This window comes from Corynebacterium sp. 21KM1197, assembly GCF_033783015.1.
In the GTDB taxonomy this organism is placed as follows: Bacteria; Actinomycetota; Actinomycetes; order Mycobacteriales; family Mycobacteriaceae; genus Corynebacterium.
This window is the reverse complement of sequence record NZ_CP123907.1, coordinates 1,918,301-1,939,590: the sequence shown is the minus strand read 5'-3', so window position 1 is coordinate 1,939,590 and position 21,290 is coordinate 1,918,301. Positions and strand designations below refer to the sequence as shown.

Here is a 21,290-nt window from a genome sequence, read left to right as displayed (position 1 = left end):
GAGAACCCATGACTTTTTCTGTGACCCGTCGCGTTGCGGCGGCCGCCGCTGCCCTCGCGCTGTCGGTAAGCCTCGTGGCCTGCTCGAACTCCAGCGAGGACTCGGATAACTCCGCTGCGAAGGATTCGGAGAGCAGCGCTTCCGATTCCTCCTTCCCGCGCACCATCGAGACGCAGGATAAGGACAAGCACCCCACCGAGATCACCATCGAGGAGCAGCCGCAGCGCATCGTCTCCGCCTCCGTGAGCCTCACCGGCGCACTTTTGGCTATCGACGCCCCCGTGGTCGGCTCCGGCGGCGGCAACCCCAAGGCCCCGATGTTCGCGGATGAGACCGGCTTCGGCCTCTCCTGGGACAAGCTGGCGCAGGAAAAGAACGTGGAGTCTCTGTTCACCATCGGCTCCGCCAGCGCGGAGGCGATCCTGGCGCAGAACCCGGACCTCGTGGTGATGTCCAACGTGGGTGCCGATACCGGCGCGGAGATCTATGACCAGCTCAAGGACGTGGTTCCGGTGCAGGTGATTGATTACTCCGGCCAGTCCTGGGAGGAGACCACCCGCGAGGTGGCCAAGGCCACGGGCCTGGAGAAGAAGGCCGATGAGGTCATCTCCAAGTACGAGGACTCGGTGAAGAAGGCCAAGGACAAGGTCAAGGTGGAGGGCCCGGTCAATGTGATCGCCCTGGCCCCGGAGGGTGCGGTGAACTTCTTTACCGAGGAGTCCGCGCAGGGCCAGATCTTCACCGATCTGGGCATCGAGCTGGCCGTGCCGAGCGATGACCTGGTGGGCGACTCCGCCCAGGGCTCGGCCCGCTCGGACGTCAAGGCCGTGAGCGCGGAGAACGTGCCGCTGGCCCTGGACGGCAAGAGCGTGTTCGTGCTCAACATCGACCCGGGCACCCCGGCCGATGAGCAGGTGCGCACCAACGAGCAGTTGGCGGAGACCACCGCCGTGTCCGAGGATCGCGTGTTCGGCCTGGACGGCGAGTTCTTCCGCATCGACGCCATCGCCGCGCAGGACCTGGTGGAGTACCTGCAAGAGAACTTCTCTTAATCAGCGGTGATTGATTGAGAATGGCCCCGGGTTATCCCGGGGCCACTTTCTTATGCTCTGAGCCCTATGCTGCCCTATGCCCGCACCTCGAAGATCCGCACGCGGCGGTCGGGCCGGTGCTGGAACTCGCCCAGGTCGTTCCACCCGGACTTGCGCAGCATGGAGTGCACGCGGGCATTACGGTGATCGGGTTCCGCGATCACGCGCGCGGCCCCGGGGTTGGCCCGCAGCAGGGCGGTGGGGAGTTCGTCGAAGAAGGGGCGGAAGAAGCCGCGCCCGGTGAGTTCCTCTAACCCCACGGCAAAGTGCAGGCCGAGGTCGGTGGGGGCGCAGTCGTGGCAGTAACTAATGTCATCGCGGGCGGGGTAGTAGACCTCCAGGTAGCCCACGTCGGTGGGGTCGTGGTCGGTGACGGAGAGGATCACCGGCAGGGAATAGGTGCCGGAGAGGCGCGCGGTGAGGTCGGCGCGCCAGCGCTCCTCGCTCCAGGCCTGTTCCCAGGTCTCGGCCAGGTGGGGGCGGTTCATCCACTCGGCGATGAGGGGGGCGTCGGCGGGCGTGGCGGCGCGGATCTGGTAGCGGCCGGTGAACTGGGGCAACCGGGGTGGTGCTGCGGCGATGTGCTCCGGGGGGACGTCGGTACGCAGGCGGTGCAGGATACTTTCGGGTGCGGGGTGCGGGGTCATGGGTGCTCTTTCCTCCTATATTTGGTAAATCTATCCTTAGTAAACTTATCCGTCATACGTATATCTGTAAAAGGCACTTGTATGGATTCCTCCCCCCATCCCACCGCCTCCGCGCGGAGCACGGTCGCGGAACTCTTAGAGCATACCCTCGCGCGCACGCCCGAGGCCCCGGCGGTGATCGTGGATAACGGGGAAACGCTCACGTACTCCCAGGTGGGGGCGCTGAGCGGGGCGCTGGCCCGCAGGCTCATCGCTGCGGGAGTCGCGCCGGGTGAGCGCGTGGCGGTGGTGGCCGGGCGCTCGGCCTGGCAGGTGATCGCCGCCGTGGCGGTGCTGCGTGCCGGTGGGGTGTACGTGCCGGTGGATCGCGCCTATCCGTCCGCGCGGATCGCGGAGTTGCTCGGTGATTGTGCTCCGGCGGTGGTGCTGCACGAGTCCTGCGGCGACGTGCTTCCCCAAGGCACTGCCCCCACCCTGGACATAGGGGACCCGGAGATCCGGGAGGATATTCACACAGAAGCCCAAGCGGAGGCAGCAGCAGGGGCACGCACAGGAAGCACCGCGATAGCCCCCGCGCGCCCGCTCACCGGCGCGGACCCGGTGTACATCATCTACACCTCCGGCACCACCGGCAAGCCCAAGGGCGCGATCAACCTGCACGCCGGGGTGGCCCTGCATCTGCGCTGGATGGGGGAGGTCTTTGGCGGGGCCGAGCACGTGGTGCTCAACAAGGCCCCGATGGCCTTTGACGTGGGCGTGGCGGAAATGCTCAGTCCTCTGGTCACGGGCGGGGCGGTGGTGATCCCGGCCGCGGATTGGTGGCCGGGCGATTCCCGCGCGCTGCTGGAGATGATCCGCCGCCACCGGGTCACGGTGCTCTCCATCGTGCCGAGCATGGTGCGCGCCATGCTGGAGGCCGGGGTGAGGGCGGGGGAGATGGATTCGCTGCGGCACCTGCTGCTCGGCGGGGAGGCCGTGCCCGCCGACCTGGTGGCGCGGCTGCGCGAGGTCACCCCGGCGCGGCTGCACGGGTTGTACGGCCCCTCGGAGGCGGCGATGGACGTGATGTGGGTGGAGTACACGCCGGATATTCCCCTGTGTGGCGGCCAGGCCCTCTTGGGGCACGCGGAGCCGGAGGTGATCGTGGAGGTCTGCCAGCCGGAAGGCCGGGAGCCGGTGGCGCCGGGGGAGATCGGGGAACTCGTCATCGGTGGCCCCCAGGTGGGCGGCGGCTATCTGAATCGCCCCGAGGCGACGTCGGCGGCCTTTTTCACCGGCCCCGATGGGCAGCGCCGGTATCGCACGGGCGACCTGGTGCGCTTTGATGAGGCCCTGGGCATGTACGAGTTCCGGGGGCGGCTGGGCGATCAGGTCAAGGTGCGCGGCAACCGCGTGGAGTTGGGCGAGGTGGAGGCTGCCCTGCGTGCGGCACCGGGGGTCAGCGGTGCCGCTGCGCGCCTGGTGGGCGAGGAGTTGTGGGGGTACGTCACCGGGGCGTCGCACGTAGCGCCCGAGGTGCGCGCGCACCTGGAACGCGAACTTCCCGCCTATGCCGTGCCCACCCACCTCGTTCCCTTGGACTCCCTGCCCCTGAGCGCGAACGGCAAACTCGATCGCTCCGCCCTGCCCACCCAGCGTTAATCGACTCATAGAAAGGTGCCTGCTTCCTTGATGAGCACGCCCGATACCGCCCTGCTGCCGCTCACCGGCGCGCAGCGGGGAATCTTTGATGCCCAGATGATGGACCCGCACTCGCCGCTGTACGTGGTGGGCGAGGTACTAGAGCTAACGGGAAGCATCAATCCCGAGGCCCTGTGCGCGGCCATCGAGGCCACCCAGCGCGAGGTGGATACGCTGCGTATCCGCGTGCTGGTGCCCGAGGAGGGGGAGCCCGGCCAGTACGTGAGCGGGGAAATCGTGGCCCCGGTGGTGCGGGATCTGCGCGAACACCCCCACCCGGAGCGCCTGGCGCAGGCGCGTATCGACGCCGCCAAGACCACCCTCGCGGAGCGCACGCGCGGCCTGGCGGAGGTGCCGCTGTGCCACTACGAGGTGTTGCGGTTGGGGCAGGAGCGCACCTGGGTGATTCAGCTCTATCACCACCTCATCGTCGATGGTTATTCGGCCACCCTGCTCACCCGCAGGATCGCGGAGTATTACACGGCGGCGATCACGGGGAAGAAACCCAAGCGCTACCGGGGCGCGGCGTTGGCGCAGATCGTGGCGGAGGACGCCGCCTATGCCGATTCCCCGCAGGCCGAGGAGGATCGGGAGTTCTTCCGCGATCTGCTCGACCCGTTGCCGGATCTCACCGAGCGGGAGCGTCTTAACGCCGCCACGGGCAGCGCGCAAACCTCCGGCACCACGGTGACCACCACCGTGCGCCTTGCCGCCGCCGATCAGGAGCGCTGCGAGGGCGTTGCCCGCGAGTTGGGCAGCACCTGGGTCACCGCCCTGGTGGCGCTCTATGCCGCGCAGTTGTGGCACACCCAGGGTCGTCCCCAGGGGGATATGTGCCTGGCTATGCCGATGATGGCGCGGGCCTCCTCCGCGCAGCGCGCCACCCCGCACATGGCGGTCAATGTGCTGCCCCTGCTGGTGCCGGTGCTCGCGGAGGCGAGCGTGGCCGATCTGCTCGCCGCCACCGACGAGCGCCTGGGTTCCCTCCGCGAGCACCAGCGCTATCGGGGTGAGAACCTCCCCCGCGACCTGGGGGTTCCCGGCGCGGGCGCGCTGCTGCACGGCATGGGGGTGAACGCCAAGATCTTCCACGTGCGCTTTGACTTCGCAGGCACCCCCGGCGTGCTGCGCAACGTGGCGGGCGGCCCGCCGGAGGACTTTGGCCTGGTGGTGATGCCCGCCGGCGATGGCGGGATCGACCTGGGCCTGGAAACGGATCCGGTGCGCGTGCCGGAGGAGGTGGCGCGGCGCAGGCTGCGGGAGTTGCGCGATCTCCTGGTGCGCTTTGGGCGCGGGGAGGCCGGGAGCGTGGCGGACCTGCTGGGCGGGCGCTCCGCGCTCACGGAGCGTATCGACGCCCGCGCGGGCCACCCCGCCCCGGAACGGGGAGCGAACCTGCGCGAACTCATCGACGCGCTGGCGGACACCGCCGAGGCGAGCCTTATCACCGAGGATGGCCCCCTCAGCGGGATGGAACTGCATCGGCGGGTGCGGGAGACCGCGCGCCGTCTGCCCCAGGGTGGACCCATCGCCATCGATCTGCCCCGTAACGCCGATCTGGTGGTCACGGTGCTGGCGGCGCTGTATGCCGGGGTGCCCTTTACCTACCTGGAGGCCGGGGCCCCACAGGCGCGCCGCGAGCAGATCCTCAGCGCGCTCGGGGCCACCTGGGTGGCCGGGCGCGATCCGCTCCCGGAGCGGCCGCAGGAATCGGCCCCGGAACCCCAAGCGAGCGACCTCGCCTACGTGATCTTTACCTCCGGCAGCACGGGCGCTCCCAAGGGGGTGCAGATCACCAGGGGCAACCTGGAGGCGCTGCTGGGCGGCCACCTGCGCGGGCTCTACCGACGCCCGCGCGCGGTGGTGGGGCACACCGCGAGCTTTGCCTTCGACGCCGCCCTGGATCAACTGCTCTGGCTGCTGGCCGGGCATTGCGTGCGCCTGTACCCGGAGGAGATCGCCACGGACGCCGAGGCCGCGCTGGGCGCGCTGCGGCGCGACCGGGTGACGGTCTTTGACACCACCCCCTCGCTCGCGGCGGCGCTCATGGCGGCGGGCCTGGGTGATCTTCCCGATCTTGAGGCGCTGGTTCTGGGCGGGGAGGCCTTGCCCGCCGCCCTGTGGGACAGGCTGGCGGCAAGCGGCCTGCGGGTGGTGAACGCCTATGGGCCCACGGAGGCGTGCATTGACGCCCTCATGGCGGAGGTAACCCCCGGCGCGCCGGTGATCGGGGTGCCCGTGGCCGGAATGCGTGCCTACGCGCTGACGGAGAATCGCCAGGTGGCGGCCGATTTTGAGCGGGGTCGGCTGTATCTGGCGGGCCCCCAGGTGGCGCGGGGATACCTCGATTCCCAGGCCACCGAGGCCGCCTTTATCACCGCCACGGTGGACCCGCGCCGGGGCCCGGAACGTTTGTATGACACCGGCGACCTGGTGCGGTGGATACCGGGGCGCGGGTATGAGTACCTGGGGCGCGTGGACGACCAGGTGGAGATCAATGGTCGCCGCGTGGAACTGGGGGAGGTGGAGGCCGCCCTGCTGGCCACCGAGGGCGTGGCCGCCGCGACGGTCACCCCGCACGGCCGGGCCGGATTGATCGGCTGGGTGGTGCCGGAATCGGGAGCACAGATAAACCCCCGCGCGGTGCGCGAGGCCGTGGCCGGGCACCTGCCCGCCGCGATGGTGCCGGGCCGGGTGGAGGTGTTGGCGGAGTTGCCCACCACCGTGTCCGGCAAGGCGGATCGCAAGGCGTTGCGGGAGCGCGCGGAGCGGGAACCCGAAGAGGAGGTACGCACCCAGCCCGCACCGGAAAACCCCGCCGCACAGGCCCTCCTGGAGGCCTGCGCGGAGCAGACGGGCACCGCCATGAGCGCGGACGCGGACTTCATTAGCCAGGGCGGCGATTCCATCAGCGCGCTCACGGTGGCCACCCAGTTGCGCCGCCAGGGCTGGGTGATCCTGCCCAAGGACCTGCTGGCCGGAACCCCGCTGGGGGCCGTTGCCTCCGGCATGACTCGGGAGGAACAGGGCGGGGGAGAGCAGCGCGAGTTCTTCCTGCCCATCGGCGCGCTGCCGGAAAGCCCGGTGGCCGCCCGCCAGCGCGCCGCCGCGCCCACCCCCGAGGCGTGGGCGGGCTTTGCCCAGTACGCGGAGATTCCCGGCCCGCAGGTCACCCCGGAGGTTCTGGGCGAGGTGGTGAGCCAGTTGCTGCGCGCCCACGGCGCGCTGCGCGCGATCCTCGATAGCCGCGCCGGGGAATACCTTGTGCCGCGCGTGCCCCTGGGGGAGATCACGGAATATATAGGAACGGCCCCGGTGGCGAACCTGGCGGAGGTGGCCGCCCGCCCCGCCCTGCTCGACCCCGAGGCCGGGCGCATGGTGCATGCGGTGGCCCTGCACGGCGGCGGGGTGGGGCTGGTGGTGCACCACAGCGGCGTCGATGCGCTCAGTTGGGCCACCCTGCGCGCGGAGGTGCGCCGTATCCTGCGCGGCGGGAAACTGGCGGCCACTACCGACGCCTGGCGTGCCCACTGCCTGCGCGCCGCCCGGCGCGATCACGGCGCGGAGATCCCGCAGTGGTTGCGGATACAGCGCGCGGGCGAGGTGAGCGCGGGGGAGGATTTGCCCGCTCGCGCCGAGGCCACCTGCCGCAGTCTGGATATTCCCAAGGCCCCAGCCCGGGCACTGACCGAGGAACCGGAGGCCACCATGCTCGCCGCGCTGGCCCTGAGCGTGGGCGGGTACCTCGGAGTGGAGGGCCACGGGCGGGAGAGCGATTCCACCACCGTGGGCTGGTTTACCATCGAGCACCCGCTTTCCGTGGCGGTATCCCACAGCGAGGATCCCCTCGCGGACGCGGCCGACGCCTTGGCCGCCGCCCGTCGTGCGCGCGGGCGGGTTCCCGGCGCGGGGGAGGGCTATGGGTGGTTGGCTCATGGCGACGCCGCCGGTGCCCTGCACGGCATCGGTGTGCGTCCGCCCCAGGTGGTGCTCAACGTGATCCCCGGCACCGGGGAGTTTCAGGTGGTCGATCACCCGCAGCGCCGCCTCACCGAGGCGCTGACGGTCAATGTATTCCTGGCGGAATCCCGCATCGAGTACACGGCCGATCCCGCGCGCTTTGACGTGGATCGGGTACACGCGGAGATCCTGCGCCGCCTGGGGCACCTGCTCCTGGCGCGCCGCGCGGGGATCGGAGACGCTCCCCGCCGTGCCCTGGAGCGCCGCTATGGCCCCATCGAGAAAGTCCTTCTGATCAGCCCCCAGCAGGAGGGCCTGCTCTTCCACACCCTGAGTGCAGCCGAGGACCCCTATGCCCTGGCGATGGGCGTGGAACTGCGCGGCGGTACGGCTATCGACGTCCCCCGCCTGGCGCGCGCCTGGCGCGAACTGCTCCGGCGTCACCCGGCCCTGTGCGCGGGCTTTGACGCCACCACCGGGGAGAACCCGGTGCAGTTCATACCGAGGGATACCCCGGAGACGTTCCGGGTGATAGACCTGCGCGGTGAGGACACCGGGGCTACCGAGGCGGCGCGGAATCTCGCGGAGCACCTGCTGCACCGAGAGTCCACCCGGCAGGTTTCCGTCTCCCACCCGCCCCTGGTGCGCGCCACGGCGATCTGGCAGGAGGAGCACCGCCTGCGGCTGATCCTGACCGGCCATCACCTGCTCACCGATGGCTGGTCTACCGGAATCATGCTGCGGGAATTTCTGGCCCTCTACCACGGGGAGGAACTGCCCGCCGCGCCCCGGCCGGAGGTATTCCTCGATTGGCTGGCCCAGCGCCGGGAGGAAGATAGGAGGGTGTGGCGCGCTCATCTTGAGGGCGTGGAACACCCCACCCTCGTGGCGCGCGGTGCCGAGGAATCGGGGCAGGGGGAGCGGGCCCTGCCCGTGAGCTTAAGCCCGCAGCAGGAGGCGGCCCTGGTGGCGACGGCGCGCGGCGCGGGTGCCACCCCGGCGGAGTTATTGCAGGTGGCCTGGGCCTATGTGCTCGCGGAACTCACGGGACAGGAAGACGAGGTGCTGTGCGGCGTGACGGTTTCCGGACGGCCCCCGGAGTTGCCGGAGACCGCGCAGATGATCGGCCTTTTTGCCGCCACGGTGCCCGCCCGAATCCGCCTCAGCGGCGATCCCCTGGCCGATCTGCGCGCCCACCACGCCACCCGCACGGAGATGGCGGGGCACACGGCGGCCTCCCTGGCGGACATGGGGGCGAGCGGCCTCTTTGACACCATCGTGGTCTATGAGAACGCCCCGGCCCCGAATCCCCAGGGCGATCTGGTGGTGACGGGCACGCAATCGCTGGGGCAGACGCACTATCCGATCACCGTGCTGGCCCAGCCGGGCCGGGACTTTGACGTGGTGCTGGCGTACCGCCCCGGCTTGGTGGATACGGCCCGCGCCGAGTGGGCGGCCCGCCGCCTGGGGCAGGTGCTGGGCTTCTTCCTCGGTGAGCCGCTGCCGCGCGACCAGCGTCCGCCGGAAGCCCCTGCGGAAAAGACGGAAGCACCGGAATCGGTAGCGCCCGCAGTCATAGAGCACACCGCGTCCCAGGCCTCCGGCGCGCCGAGCGCGAGCCTCATCGCGGAGCACATGGCCGAGGTGCTGGACTGCGAGGTCACCCCGGAGACGGTTTTCAGCGAGGCGGGCGGGCACTCCCTGTTGGCGGTGCGCCTGCTGGGCAGGCTCCAGCGCGCGGGTCTGAATATCACCATCGGGGATATTCTCGCCGGGGGGAGCCCGCGCGGAATTGCCGCGCGGCTCGGGGCGGGCGGGCCCTCCGCCACCGCGAGCGCAGAGAGTGCTGTGGCGTCGTCAAGCCCCCTGGTGGTGCGCACCATCGGTGCCCGCACCCTGTGGTGCATGCCGCCGGGAGATGGCCTGCATACCCCCTGGGCGGATCTGGCGGCGCGGATTCCGCTGCGGGTGCGAGCGGTGATCTGGGCCGGGGAGATCGAGCAGCCCACCCTGGATCGGGCGGTGGCCGATATTGTGGCGCTGATCCGCGCCGAGCAGCCGCACGGACCTTATTACCTGGCGGGCTGGTCCTTTGGCGGGGTGCTGGCGCACGCGGTGGCGCATGCCCTGGGCGGCCCGGAGCAGGTGGCGTTTTTGGGGATCCTCGATTCCTACCCGGTGGGGGTCACCCCGCAGGGGTTGAGCAAGGACGCCGATCCCACGCCCCTGGTGGACGGCCTGCTCGATCTGCCGGATAACGCCGGGGTGCTGCGCGAGCTGGTGGAAAGGAACCTGGTGGCCAGCGGCAGGCTCATGGCGCAGGCCAAGCCGCTGCCGTGGCAGGGGTCGGTGCACCTGGTGGTGGGGCTGCGCGAGGGTACCGCCGCGCCGGGCGACGCCGCCGACGCCCCCGACGCCCCCGCGCGAGGAGTCCCTACCGGCCCGCAGGACTGGAACCCGGAGGCCGCCTGGGCGCGCGCGGGTGCTCGGGTGGAGCGCCTGGACGTGGACGCCGATCACTTTGGCCTGGTGCGCGCCGAGGGCTGGGCCGTGGTGGCCCCCTTCCTCGCGGCGGCGCTGGAACAGGCGGAGCGCGCGCGTTCCCAGGAACCCGAGCGGGCGGAGCGCTAGTGCCGGGAGGGAAAGAAGCCATCTCAATTCAACAGAAAAGCAACCAGAAGGAGCATGAATGACCGTGGATCTACTCGTGGTGGGCGCGGGCCCCAAGGGTGTGGCCGTGGCGGCCAAGGCCGCCGTGCTGAGCGAACTAGGGTTGCCCGCCCCCTCGGTGACGCTGGTGGACCCGCTGGGGGTGGGCGGCCACTGGCGGGCGCGCGGCGGGTGGACGGATGGCCGGCACGGCCTGGGCACCCCGCCGGAAAAGGATGTGGGATTCCCGTACCGCACCCGCGTGGCGGGGGAGCGTTCCGCCGAGGTGGACGAGTTGCTGGCCCGGCACGGGTGGGCGGCCTTCCTGATTGATCGCGGGGAGTTCGGTGCCTGGATAGACCGGGGTCGGCCCGCCCCGCTGCACGAGCAGTGGGCGGATTACCTGCAATGGGTGGTGGATCGCCTGGGGATTGAGGTGGTGGCCGCCGAGGTCACCAGCGCGCGGCTGGGAGAGGCCTGGGAGGTCGATACCACCGCAGGCCACCTCGGCGCGCGGAGCCTCATGGTCACCGGGCCGGGGTCGAGTGGGCGTCGCATAGCGCAGGTGCCGGGGGTGTGCTCCCTGGCGGATTTCTGGGAACACCGTCCCGCCGAGGGGGCCTCGGTGGTGGTGATCGGCTCCGGGGAGTCCTCGGCCAGCGTGGTGGATCAGCTCATTGATACCCGGGTGGGGGAGATCACCGTGATCTCGCCCAGCGCGGCGATCTTCACGCGCGGCGAGGGGCAGTTTGAAAATCGCCTGTACACCGATCCGTACCGCTGGCAGCAGTTGGACGAGGCCGCCCGGCGCGACCTGCTGGGCCGCACCGACCGCAGCGTGTATTCCGTGCGGATTCAGCAGCGCGTGGGGCTGGACGGGCGCGTGGAGCACCATCGCGGCACGGTGAGCGCGGTGGCGCGGGAGGAGGGCGCGCTGCGGGTCACCTACCGGCGCACCCAGGCCGGGGATACCACCTACGAGGGCAGCGTGTGCGCCGACCTGGTGGTGGACGCGCGCGGCAATTCCCCGCTGTGGTTCGGCTCCTACCTGGAAGCCGCCACGCGCGAGCGCCTGGCGCGGGAGGCGGGGGCCGCGGATTGGCAGGCGGTGCGCGCCCAGGATCTCGAGGAGCGTATCGACGCCACCCTGCGCTTCGAGGGCATGGACGGCCGACTCTTCCTGCCCACCCTGGCGGGGTATCGGCAGGGGCCGGGCTTTGCCAACCTCAGTTGCCTGGGCGAACTCTCCGATAGAATCATGGCCGGCGTGAAAGGACTATAAAAATGGGCAAGAATAGCAGGGACCGCGATATTTACCCCATCTCCGTGCGCGAGTTGGAGGTGTTGGAGATTCAGCAGATCAACTCCGGCATGCGGCGCGTGGTGTTCGGAGGGGAGCAACTGGCCGCGCACTCCTACGCGGGCTTCGAGGTGCCCCACCTGGTCAGCGACGGCTTCGATGATGACGTGCGGTTGATCTTCCCCGATCCCGCCACCGGCGCGCGTCCCCGCCCCGAGCCGGACGAGCGCGGCATCAACCAGTGGTCGGCGGAGGTCAAGGATCTCTTCCGCACCTATACCGTGCGCCGCTGGGAACCGGAGGTGGGGCGGCTGACCGTGGACTTTGCCCACCACGAGGCGGGGCTTGCCGACGAATGGGCGCGCGCCGCGCAGGTGGGCGATCGCCTGTGGGTGGCGGGCCCCAAGAACTGCCTGCGCCTGCCCACCCACACCGATTGGCTGCTGCTGGTGGGCGATGAGACCGCCCTGCCTGCGATGAGCCGCTGCCTGGAGGAATTGCCCGCCGGGCACCGCTGCCTGGCCATCGTGGAGGTGGCCCGGCGCGAGCACATTCAGGACTTGAGCACCTCGGCGGAGGTGGACCTGCGCTGGGTGGTGCGCGCCGAGGGCGGCAGCATGGTCGAGGCCGTGGCCCAGGCCGATTTCTTGTCGGGCACGCCCTATGCCTGGGTAGCCGGGGAGGCGGGCAGCCTCCGCCAGATCCGCCGCGACCTCAAGGAGCGCGGCGTGGCCCCGGAGAACCTGGAGGTCACAGGCTACTGGCGCGACCGCCCCGCCGAGAAGAAGGAGGAGGATAAGGCCGCCGGTTACGCGCTGTTTAGCCACCTGGCGGCGCTCCTGGATCCGGTGCCCGGCTTTGCCACCCGTGCCGCCATGCGCGCCGGGGTGTTCGCGGCGATCGCGGATCGCAGCCCCGCCGAGGTACCCGTGCTCGCCCGGGCCACGGGCCTGGCCCCGGACGCCCTAGCGCGCCTCCTGCGCTACCTCGAATCCCTGGAACTGGTGGCCCGGGAGGGCACCGGCTACCGCCTCACCGCGCTCTCGCACGACCTGGCCGATGAGGAATCCCACCTCTTCGAACACCTCGCGGGCGTGGCGGCCCACCGCACGATGGCAGTGGCCGGTATCGAGGAGGTGCTGGCCTCCGGTGCGCCCCGCCCGGTGACTTACGACGCCGCCGAGTGGGAGGAGGAGGCCGAGGAATCCGCGCAATGGGTGGCCCCCGCCCTGGTGGAGGCCGTTTCTTCCGGCGACCCCGTGGCGGTGTGCGGGCCGGGTGCCCGCGTGTACGCGGAGGAGTTCACCCGGCGCGGCACCCCGGCCCGGGCGGTGGCGTGGGCTGACCTCCCCGAGGTGCAGGCGGGGGTGGTGATCCTGGTCGATCCCTTCGGCCAGGCTACCGCCACGGAGGTATCCGAGTGCTTAGTTGCCCTGGGGGCCTGTGGCGGCCGGGTGGCCCTGCTGACCCGCCTCACCCCCGAGGGCGAGGACAGCGAGCACGACTTTGCCGAGGACATCGTGCGCCTATGCCTGGACGGCACCCGCGTGCCCACGGCTGGCGACGTCGATAGTGCGGCGCGGGCCGCCGGGTGGCGCGTGGCGAGGACCGCGCGGGTGGGGTGGTCCTCCACCCTGCTGTGGCTAGAGCGGTAGCGGCCGGTGCTCCACGAGGGTCCGCATGACCATCGTGGAGGTGATTTTGCTTAGCCCCGGCAGGCCACCCAGGTGGTTATCGCGCAGGCGCTGATAATCCTCCAGGTCGCGGGCGGCCACGCGCAGCAGATAATCGGGATCGCCAAAGAGTCGCTCCGCGCTGATGACCTGCTCGATGGTCACCACCTCCTTTTCAAATGCCTCAATGGTGGCGCGATCCTCCCGCTCCAGGGTGACAAAGGCGATTACCTGGAGGGAAAAGCCCACGGCGGCGGGATCAATATCGGCGTGGTAGCCGCGAATCGCCCCCGACGCCTCCAAGGCCCGCAGCCTGCGCAGGCACGTGGAGGCGGCCGCCCCGGTGAGCGCGGCCAGGCCCGCGGCGGTGGTGCGCGCATTATCCTGAAGCGTGGCAAGAATCGTGCGGGAAATCTCGTCCATGTGCAAGGATTATGCACTTTTGTGGTTGTTCTCGCTAGGTAGCGGTGGAATCTGCGCGCCTTTGGTTTTTATGCTGCGCTTTAGCACCCTCATGCGCATGGATATTGCGCTGCTGCTGAGTTTCTGGGGTATCTCCGTGCTGATGACCTGCATTCCCGGCCCGGACTGGGGGCTTATCCTGCGCCACGTGATCGGCTCGGATTCCCGCGCGGCGGTGAATCAGGCCGTGGCGGGAATCGGAGCCGGATACGTGGTGATGAGCGCCGTGGTGGCCGCCGGGGTAGGCGTGATAGTCACCCAACACCCGGCGGTGTTCACCATCATCAGCGTGGGCGGTGCGGTGCTCCTGACCTACCTTGGGGCCACGATGCTATGGGGGCTGCGCCCCGCCGCGCGGGTGACGGCTGGGGCCCAGGGGCAGGTGCGGGGCGATAAGGCCTCCTCACCGGTGTGGGAGGGCATGGGCGTGAGCCTGCTCAACCCCAAGGCGATTATGTTCTTTGTGGCCATGCTCCCGCAGTTTGTGAATACCCAGGCCGCGTGGTCCGTGAGCACGCAGATGTTCACCTTGGGCATGGCTTTTACCGTGAGCGTGGTGGCGATGTACACCGGCCTGAGCCTGGCTGCGCGCCGGGTGCTGCGGGCCAACGAGCGCGCCGCCGTGGTGATGCAAGCCTTGGGCGGGGTGGCCATGCTGGTGCTGGCGGCGGTGATGGTCGGGGAGGTGGTGATTGGACTGTGATGTGTGTTGTTGCAGATATTTTTGGGTAGGGTGGGGGCGGTATTGATCTCAGTGAACCATTGCTGTGAGGGCGGGGCTGATCTAGAATGGCGGTATCCTCCGCGCCCGGAGGTAAAAACGCGAGAATCCCTACCTCTCGTTTCAGGAAAAGTAGGGATCTCGGGTGGGACTACAAGAGGTCGATCAACCAGCTAATCCCATCGCGGATGTAGCCCGCGATGACGCTGGAAGCGACCCGCCCAAGGAGTCGTCGTAGAGAGCTGCTACTCTCGCGGCGGCTCCTTTTCTTCGACAGGGCCATGATTCCCACCTCCCTTCTTTCAGAGAGGACGTGCCCTTCACGAGCACCGTCCCCACCCGTGGCGGGGACAAGCGCCACCGAAGGGATCGAGCGTTCGAGGAAACTGTGATTCCCCCGAACATCGTTCATTCTATTCTCCGAATACACCTACCCGCCATGCCCTACCCCTGGGGCGCCGGTCTGCTACTTTCTCCACCACTATGTGACTGGTGGGACTATCGACGTCCCCACAGCGCAAGAAAAGTCACCCTCCCCGCCGCTGCGAGCCCACTGGGAACCACATGCGTCACACACCGGCGTGGAAAATGCTCTGTACCATGACCTCATGGTGGAGCACACGGCGGTACCGGAAGGTCTGATAGCCCAAACTCGTTACGTGTGGGATCGCGGTGAACGCCCCACGGGGCGCGGCGTAGCCCACTTCATCGGGGCGATCTTAAGCGTCATCGCGGGCACGGTCTTGTCCACCTATGCGTGGATGACGCTGCCCTGGTGGCAGGCCCTGGGGGTGAGTGTGTACGCGGTGGGCCTCTTTGCGCTCTTTGGCGTGTCGGCAGCCTATCACCGGGGCCCGTGGCGCAGGGAAAAGACGGTGGTTTGGTGGCGTAGGGCGGATCACGCGATGATCGCGGTGTTTATCGCGGCCACGTACACCCCGTTGAGCCTCATCGCGCTCTCCCCGGTGCAGGCAGCCTGGATGTTGGGCGTGGTGTGGGCCGGTGCCCTCTTAGGGGTGGCGCTGAGCCTGGTGTGGATTGAGCATCCGCGTTGGGTGGATTTGTTGGTGTACCTGGCTCTGGGGTGGATGATCGTGCCCCTGATACCGCAGTTGTGGGCACAAACGAGCCCGGCGGTGGTGTGGCTCCTCTTTGCCGGTGGCCTGGTGTATTCCCTGGGCGCGGTGATGTATGCGGTGCAGTGGCCGGGGCGTTCGGCGCGGCATTATGGTTTCCACGAGCATTTCCACACCGCCACGGTGATTGCGGCGGTGTTACACCTGGTGGCGGTGTGGATCGTGGTGGTGGGCTAGGCCGTTCTCGCACACCCGAAAGACAATTTAGTCCACGTGCTGCGCGCGCGGCGGCGTAATGAGCGGCTTGGGGGAGTACTCGGCGCGCAGGTTGCGCAGGATGGTGGCGTGCTCGGCCAGTCGCTGATCCTCCTCGGTCACGGGGGTGAACTGACGGCTGGGCAGCGCGTGTCCGTCCACGTCCTTGGCGATGTAGGAGACGGTGGCGTGGATCGCGGTTTCCAGTTCGCCGCGGCCTCGGTGGGCGTCGCCGGCGCGCACGTGAATGGACATCTGCATGCTGCGTTCGTCGGTACGCAACATGCGCGCGTCCACCTCGATGAGGTCACCGATGGAGATGGGCTGGTAGAAGCGGATGCCTCCGGCGTAGACGGCCACGGTGTGTTCCCCGGACCATTCCATCGTGCAGGCGGTTCCGGCCTCATCGATCCATTCCATGGCGGTGCCGCCGTGGACCTTGCCGCCCCAGTTCACGTCGGTGGGCTTGGCCAGGAAGCGGGTAATCAGGCGGGGGGCGTCGGAGGGGCCGTCGTAGGTCTGCTTTTCCATCTCGGCCTCGATGGCGCTGCGCAGGGCGATGCGAGAGCGGGCGGCCTCCTGAACGCGGTACTCCTCGTCGGAGGTGGGCACGAAGGTGGGCACGGGGGTGGACTTGCCGGTGCCGGGGCTCTTGGCCACGAAGATCACCAGGCAGTCACAGGCACGGGTGAATACGCCCTCGCGGGGGTCGGCGGAAAAGACCTCGTTGATGATGTGCATGGAGGTGCGCCCGGTCATGGCGATGCGGGAGCGCACCTCCACGAGGTGCCCGGAGGGAATGGGGCGGGTGAAGTGAATGTGGCCTACGTAGGCGGTCACGCAATAAGTGCCGCTCCACTGGGTGGCGCAGGCGTAGGCGGCCTTATCGATCCATTCCAGGACGCGCCCGCCGGAAATGCCGTGGGAATCGGCAAAGAGGACGTCCGTGGGGGCCGCCATGAAGCGGAGGGTGACGGAGGGGGATTTGGTAGCAGGGGTGGTCATAAAAGCAGTGTTCTCCGTGGGTGTACTGGGGTTTATCTCCGTATAGACCCCACCACCATACCGTGTGTGGCGGCCGCTGATAACCCGGGGATAAGCCAGGGATAAGCGGCTAGAGCAAGTAGATATACTGCCGGGGTGGCTAAGAAGGTTGATCCCCTTGCCGCGCGCCGCGCGGTGGAGGCAGTGCAGCGGTGGGTGCGCGATCCCGAGGGCGTCGATAAGCCCCCGCGTGCGGAGGTAGCGGCGGCGGTGCGGCAGTCCGCGCGCCTGCTGGAGCAGAGCGCGCCAGGGCACTCGGTGGAGGTGCGGGTGCCGCCGTTCGTGGCGGTGCAGTGCATCGAGGGGCCCCGGCACACGCGCGGCACCCCGCCAAACGTGGTGGAGATGAACGCGCTGACGTGGCTGCGCCTGGCGCTGGGGGAGGTGGAGTACCCGCAGGCCTGCGCGGAGGGCGCGGTGGAGGCGTCGGGAGCCAGGGCGGGCGAGGTGGCCGGTTGGTTGCCGTTGTTTAGGCTGGGTGGCTCGCGGTAGCTATGATGTTGCCCGTGGCACTTAGGAACACGCATTGTCCTCCCGTCCCTGTCTCGCCTCCCGTGAACCTTGATGATCGCGGGGAGACCGCACCGCGAGAGGAATGCGGTGTATTCGGGGTGTGGGCGCCGGGGGAGGAAGTAGCCAAGCTCACGTACTTTGGGCTCTTTGCCCTGCAACATCGCGGCCAGGAGGCCGCCGGTATCGCGGTGGGCGATGGGGATCGCATCATCGTGTACAAGGATATGGGCCTGGTGTCCCAGATCTTCGATGAGATGCTGCTGGATTCCTTCGAGGGGGACGTGGCCATCGGTCACACCCGCTATTCCACGGCGGGCGGCACGGATTGGAATAACGTCCAGCCGATGTTCCGAACCTCCGCCAACGGCACGGACATCGCCCTGGGGCACAATGGCAACCTGGTGAACTTCATGGAGTTGCGCGATGAGGCCACCGAGCGCGGCGTGCTCGACGCCGCCAGCGCCTCCGACACGAACGTGCTCACCGCCCTGCTTGCCGACGCCGTCCAGGACGGCACCACGGTGCTCGACGCCGCCCGCGAGTTGCTTCCGCGCGTTCACGGCGCGTTCTGCCTCACCTTCACCGATGGGCAGACCCTCTACGCCGCCCGCGATCCCTATGGCGTGCGCCCCCTGGCCCTGGGCCGCCTGGAACGCGGCTGGGTGGTGGCCAGCGAGACCTGCGCCCTGGACATCGTGGGTGCCTCCTTTGTCCGGGAGATCGAGCCCGGCGAGATGGTGGCTATCGACGCCACGGGTATCCACACCGAGCGCTTTGCTCAGCCCCGCCACAAGGGCTGCGTGTTCGAGTACGTGTACCTGGCCCGCCCGGATACCGTGATCCGTGATCGCTCCGTGAACGCCGTGCGCATCGAGATCGGGCGCCGCCTGGCCCGGGAGTTCCCGGCCGAGGGCGATCTGGTCATGCCGGTGCCGGAGTCCGGCACCCCGGCGGCGGTGGGATACGCCCGGGAGTCCGGGATTCCCTTTGGGCAGGGTTTGGTGAAGAACTCCTACGTGGGCCGCACCTTCATCCAACCCTCGCAGACCCTGCGCCAGTTGGGTATCCGCCTGAAACTCAATCCGCTGCGCGAGGTGATCGAGGGCAAGCGCCTGATCGTGGTGGATGATTCCATCGTGCGCGGCAATACCCAGCGCGCGCTGATCCGCATGCTCCGGGAGGCCGGGGCCGCCGAGGTACACGTGCGCATCGCCTCCCCGCCGGTGAAGTGGCCTTGCTTCTACGGCATCGACTTTGCCAGCCCCGGGGAACTCATTGCCAATTCCGGCGATAGTCAAAACGATGAGGACGTGGCCCAGTCCATCTGCACCGCGATTGGCGCGGATTCCCTGGGCTTCGTCTCCATCGAGCAGATGGTGGAGGCCACCGAGCAGCCGATGTCCGAGTTGTGCACGGCCTGCTTCTCCGGGGAATACCCGCTGGGACTGCCCCAGGGCAATCCCAACGCGGACCTGGTGGCCCGCCTCCAGGCACCCCTTGCTCAGAGTTAGATCCCGATAGAAACTACGACCATGAAAGATGAGACGATGAGCCAGAACGAAACGTCCGGTGCCTCCTACGCCGCCGCCGGGGTGGACATCGAGGCCGGCGACCGCGCCGTAGAACTATTCGCCCCCCTGGCCAAGAAGGCCACCCGCCCCGAGGTGCGCGGCGGCCTGGGTGGCTTTGCCGGGCTCTTCGCCCTGGGCAAGTACCGGGAGCCGCTGCTGGCCGCCGGATCGGACGGCGTGGGCACCAAGCTCGCCGTGGCGCAGGCGATGGGCAAGCATGACACCATCGGCATCGACCTGGTGGCGATGTGCGTGGATGACCTCGTGGTGTGCGGCGCGGAGCCGCTCTTCCTCCAGGATTACATCGCCATCGGCAAGGTGGTGCCCGAGCACGTGGCGCAGATCGTCTCCGGCATCGCGGAGGGCTGCGTGCAGGCTGGCTGCGCGCTGCTGGGCGGCGAGACGGCCGAGCACCCCGGCCTGATGGAACCGGGGGAGTATGACGTCTCCGCCACCGCCGTGGGCGTGGTGGAGGCCGATGAGCTGCTGGGGCCGGATCGGGTGCGCGCCGGTGACGTGATCATTGGCATGGCCTCCTCGGGCCTGCACTCCAATGGTTACTCCCTGGCCCGCCACGTGCTGCTGGAAAAGGCGGGCCTGCCGCTGGATGGACACATGGAGGAACTGGGCCGCACCCTGGGGGAGGAGTTGCTGGAACCCACCAGGATTTATACCCGCGAGTGCCTGGCCCTGGCCGCCGAGTGCGATATTCACACGTTCTGCCACGTCACCGGCGGCGGCCTGGCCGGGAACCTGGCCCGCGTGATCCCGGATCACCTGGTGGCCACCATCTCGCGCGGCACCTGGACGCCGGGGCAGATCTTCCGCACCATCTCCTCGCTGGGCAAGGTATCTCAGGAGGAGATGGAAAAGACCTTCAACATGGGCGTGGGCATGGTGGCCGTGGTCTCGGAGAAGGATCGGGATCGCGCCCTGGCCATGCTCGCCGCGCGCCACATTCCTAGCTTCGAGATCGGCACGGTGCGCGACGCCGCCGAGGGCGACGATCAGCGCGTGGTGATGACGGGCTCGCACCCCGGCTACTGAGCCGCCTGACAATGCAATAACGGCAACTAACGGCGCAACAAAGAAGGGGCGGCCTCTCTCCGGTGGAGAGGGTGCCGCCCCTTCCTCGTGGTGGTGAGGGGGAGAAGAGAACCTTAGCGGTCCTTCTCCTCTTCATCCCAGTAGGCGTACTCCGCGTACGGGTCCTCATAGTCCGTCTCGTCCTGTGAGTCCTCGTAGGTACTGTGAGGAGCCTTGCCGGCTAGTTCACGCTGTAGGGACTCCAGATCCATATCTGGCGTGCTGTATTTCAACCGGCGTGCAACTTTGGTCTGCTTTGCCTTCGCGCGACCGCGACCCATGGCGATGACCCCCTTGGAGTTTCCGGGCGATCCAGGGTATTCGGATGCCCCATCTGCTTTACGTATGTCTATATTCCTGTAAGACACAATAGCGGTTCCGCTCAAAAATTTCTGCACCGCCTCCGGTATTGCCGGTTTTCAGCAGGATAGGGGCCATAAACCCCTACCGGCCGCGCAGCCGATCCATCGCGGCGCGGCCCGCTTTGTCTCCCTCAAAAGTTGGCAGGGAATCCGTGTCCACGGCCAGCGCGGCGTCGCCCGCCACCAGCCCGGGACTCTCCAAGGCGGAGCGCTTGATCAGCCCCAGAGCGATGGGCCCAAACTCGTGATCGTGCACCACCGTGCCCAGCCTGCCCACGCGGCGTTCCTGGGCGGTGATCTCCGTTCCCGGTGCGGGGAGCACCGGTACGGAGCCGTCCAGGTGCAGGCGGACCAATAGGCGCGGGGAGCGTCCGATGTTTTCCACCCGGGCCACCGTTTCCTGGCCCCGGTAGCAGCCCTTTTCTAGGTGAACCGCGCCCAGGTGCTCCCCGCGCCCGATCCACGTGGGTACCTCGTGCGGAATTGTCTTGGCGTCCAGATCGGCGCTCAATTCCGGTTCGAGGGCGTGGACGCGGTGCGCCGTCCAGGCCATCAAACCCGCCGGTTGCAGGCCCTGTGCCCGCAGCGCCTCGGCCACCTCGGGGAGATCGGCGCGTTCCACGGCGAGGTCGATCCTGTCGCCCTCGCTGCGTGCCCACGCAAGGCGCGGGGTGGCGTCGATAAGCGCGGGGCTGGCTCCCAGAACGGTGATGAGGCCCAGCGAGCTCTCGGCGATCTCCACCTTGGACCAAAAGATCATCTGGGTGAGGAAGCTCAGCAGGCCTTCGGCCTGGGCGCGCGGTAGATCAAGGTAGAAGCCGGACTCGGCGCGCATGATCCCGGCGTGGTGGAGCACGCGCCCCTGGGCGTCGAGGTTGAGGGCGTCGGCGTGGAAGCCCACGGGGGCCTCGGCGAGACCCTGGCTGAGCAGGTTGTGCAGGAAGCCCGCGGCGTCCTCCCCGGTGACCCGGAGGATGGTGCGGTGCGAGCGGTCGATGAACACCCCGGATTCCGCCGTTTGGCGCTGCTCGGCCAGGGGATCGCCGTAGTGCCAGGCCACCCCCCGGCTGTCCACGCCCAGGGCGAGGGGATCGGACTCGTGGGCGGGCAGGGCGCCGGGCAGGCTCAGCAGGGGGGAGGCATAGGAGGTGGTATCAGACACAGGTAGATGGTAACCACCGTCAGCGGGCATAATTCAAG

The 21,290-nt window shown here is 68.7% G+C and carries 15 protein-coding genes; 10 read left to right on the top strand and 5 right to left on the bottom strand.

Annotation, left to right across the window (positions count from 1 at the left end; all coding sequences use genetic code 11):
• Positions 1–8 precede the first annotated feature (8 nt).
• Positions 9–1,052, top strand: a complete 1,044-nt coding sequence (gene fepB / locus OLW90_RS09445) for a Fe2+-enterobactin ABC transporter substrate-binding protein (protein ID WP_319649840.1) — start codon at positions 9–11, stop codon at positions 1,050–1,052.
• 74 nt (positions 1,053–1,126) lie between these two features.
• Here fepB and OLW90_RS09440 read toward each other — a convergent pair whose 3' ends face one another.
• The gene (locus tag OLW90_RS09440; RefSeq protein WP_319649839.1) at positions 1,127–1,738 is read right to left on the bottom strand and encodes a GNAT family N-acetyltransferase; all 612 of its coding nucleotides are present in this window, start codon (positions 1,736–1,738) and stop codon (positions 1,127–1,129) included.
• Between the two features lie 81 nt (positions 1,739–1,819).
• Between OLW90_RS09440 and OLW90_RS09435 the strand changes: the two genes are divergently transcribed.
• Genes OLW90_RS09435 through OLW90_RS09420 form a run of 4 tightly spaced genes read left to right on the top strand, consistent with a single transcriptional unit; the run spans position 1,820 to position 12,982 of the window.
• Entirely contained in the window at positions 1,820–3,379 is a 1,560-nt protein-coding gene (locus tag OLW90_RS09435) for an amino acid adenylation domain-containing protein (protein ID WP_319649838.1), read from the top strand.
• Positions 3,380–3,409: 30 nt separating this feature from the next.
• Complete coding sequence (locus OLW90_RS09430) at positions 3,410–10,009, top strand: condensation domain-containing protein (protein ID WP_319649837.1); 6,600 nt, start codon at positions 3,410–3,412, stop codon at positions 10,007–10,009.
• 58 nt (positions 10,010–10,067) lie between these two features.
• Entirely contained in the window at positions 10,068–11,309 is a 1,242-nt protein-coding gene (locus OLW90_RS09425; protein WP_319649836.1) for a SidA/IucD/PvdA family monooxygenase, read from the top strand.
• Positions 11,310–11,311: 2 nt separating this feature from the next.
• The gene (locus OLW90_RS09420) at positions 11,312–12,982 is read left to right on the top strand and encodes a siderophore-interacting protein (RefSeq protein WP_319649835.1); all 1,671 of its coding nucleotides are present in this window, start codon (positions 11,312–11,314) and stop codon (positions 12,980–12,982) included.
• Here the strand turns inward: OLW90_RS09420 and OLW90_RS09415 are convergent.
• Positions 12,971–13,423, bottom strand: coding sequence for an Lrp/AsnC family transcriptional regulator (locus OLW90_RS09415; protein WP_319649834.1), 453 nt, complete (start codon positions 13,421–13,423; stop codon positions 12,971–12,973). The two genes, OLW90_RS09420 and OLW90_RS09415, sit on opposite strands and share 12 nt — an antisense overlap.
• A gap of 70 nt (positions 13,424–13,493) precedes the next feature.
• Here OLW90_RS09415 and OLW90_RS09410 point away from each other — a divergent pair, with 70 nt between their 5' ends.
• Positions 13,494–14,165, top strand: coding sequence for a LysE family translocator (locus OLW90_RS09410; RefSeq protein WP_319649833.1), 672 nt, complete (start codon positions 13,494–13,496; stop codon positions 14,163–14,165).
• 626 nt (positions 14,166–14,791) lie between these two features.
• Positions 14,792–15,496 carry a PAQR family membrane homeostasis protein TrhA gene (gene trhA / locus OLW90_RS09405; protein WP_319649832.1) on the top strand — a complete coding sequence of 235 codons (705 nt, stop codon included), beginning with the start codon at positions 14,792–14,794 and terminating at the stop codon, positions 15,494–15,496.
• A gap of 27 nt (positions 15,497–15,523) precedes the next feature.
• Here trhA and OLW90_RS09400 read toward each other — a convergent pair whose 3' ends face one another.
• Positions 15,524–16,519: an acyl-CoA thioesterase gene (locus tag OLW90_RS09400; protein WP_319649831.1), complete on the bottom strand. Its 996-nt coding sequence runs from the start codon at positions 16,517–16,519 to the stop codon at positions 15,524–15,526.
• A 135-nt stretch (positions 16,520–16,654) separates the two neighbouring features.
• On the opposite strand from OLW90_RS09400, the gene OLW90_RS09395 reads away from it, so the two are divergent.
• Genes OLW90_RS09395 through purM form a run of 3 tightly spaced genes read left to right on the top strand, consistent with a single transcriptional unit; the run spans position 16,655 to position 19,689 of the window.
• Entirely contained in the window at positions 16,655–17,050 is a 396-nt protein-coding gene (locus tag OLW90_RS09395; RefSeq protein ID WP_319649830.1) for a sterol carrier family protein, read from the top strand.
• Between the two features lie 5 nt (positions 17,051–17,055).
• On the top strand, positions 17,056–18,582 hold the full coding sequence (gene purF / locus OLW90_RS09390) for an amidophosphoribosyltransferase (protein ID WP_413464511.1): 1,527 nt from the start codon (positions 17,056–17,058) through the stop codon (positions 18,580–18,582).
• A gap of 36 nt (positions 18,583–18,618) precedes the next feature.
• Complete coding sequence (gene purM / locus OLW90_RS09385; RefSeq protein ID WP_319649828.1) at positions 18,619–19,689, top strand: phosphoribosylformylglycinamidine cyclo-ligase; 1,071 nt, start codon at positions 18,619–18,621, stop codon at positions 19,687–19,689.
• A 113-nt stretch (positions 19,690–19,802) separates the two neighbouring features.
• Here purM and OLW90_RS09380 read toward each other — a convergent pair whose 3' ends face one another.
• Together OLW90_RS09380 and OLW90_RS09375 are read right to left on the bottom strand one after the other, a co-directional pair.
• Complete coding sequence (locus OLW90_RS09380) at positions 19,803–20,009, bottom strand: DUF3073 domain-containing protein (RefSeq protein WP_319651873.1); 207 nt, start codon at positions 20,007–20,009, stop codon at positions 19,803–19,805.
• Positions 20,010–20,172: 163 nt separating this feature from the next.
• The gene (locus tag OLW90_RS09375) at positions 20,173–21,252 is read right to left on the bottom strand and encodes a folate-binding protein YgfZ (RefSeq protein WP_319649827.1); all 1,080 of its coding nucleotides are present in this window, start codon (positions 21,250–21,252) and stop codon (positions 20,173–20,175) included.
• Positions 21,253–21,290: the final 38 nt, after the last annotated feature.

Bases quoted from the DNA above. Each gene is read 5' to 3' on its own strand.
- OLW90_RS09425 (WP_319649836.1), top strand. From the start codon at position 10,068: ATGACCGTGGATCTACTCGTGGTGGGCGCGGGCCCCAAGGGTGTGGCC.
- purF (WP_413464511.1), top strand. From the start codon at position 17,056: ATGTTGCCCGTGGCACTTAGGAACACGCATTGTCCTCCCGTCCCTGTC.
- OLW90_RS09380 (WP_319651873.1), bottom strand. From the start codon at position 20,009: ATGGGTCGCGGTCGCGCGAAGGCAAAGCAGACCAAAGTTGCACGCCGG.
- OLW90_RS09435 (WP_319649838.1), top strand. From the start codon at position 1,820: ATGGATTCCTCCCCCCATCCCACCGCCTCCGCGCGGAGCACGGTCGCG.
- OLW90_RS09420 (WP_319649835.1), top strand. From the start codon at position 11,312: ATGGGCAAGAATAGCAGGGACCGCGATATTTACCCCATCTCCGTGCGC.
- trhA (WP_319649832.1), top strand. From the start codon at position 14,792: ATGGTGGAGCACACGGCGGTACCGGAAGGTCTGATAGCCCAAACTCGT.
- OLW90_RS09430 (WP_319649837.1), top strand. From the start codon at position 3,410: ATGAGCACGCCCGATACCGCCCTGCTGCCGCTCACCGGCGCGCAGCGG.
- OLW90_RS09410 (WP_319649833.1), top strand. From the start codon at position 13,494: ATGCTGCGCTTTAGCACCCTCATGCGCATGGATATTGCGCTGCTGCTG.
- purM (WP_319649828.1), top strand. From the start codon at position 18,619: ATGAGCCAGAACGAAACGTCCGGTGCCTCCTACGCCGCCGCCGGGGTG.
- OLW90_RS09440 (WP_319649839.1), bottom strand. From the start codon at position 1,738: ATGACCCCGCACCCCGCACCCGAAAGTATCCTGCACCGCCTGCGTACC.
- OLW90_RS09400 (WP_319649831.1), bottom strand. From the start codon at position 16,519: ATGACCACCCCTGCTACCAAATCCCCCTCCGTCACCCTCCGCTTCATG.
- OLW90_RS09415 (WP_319649834.1), bottom strand. From the start codon at position 13,423: ATGGACGAGATTTCCCGCACGATTCTTGCCACGCTTCAGGATAATGCG.
- fepB (WP_319649840.1), top strand. From the start codon at position 9: ATGACTTTTTCTGTGACCCGTCGCGTTGCGGCGGCCGCCGCTGCCCTC.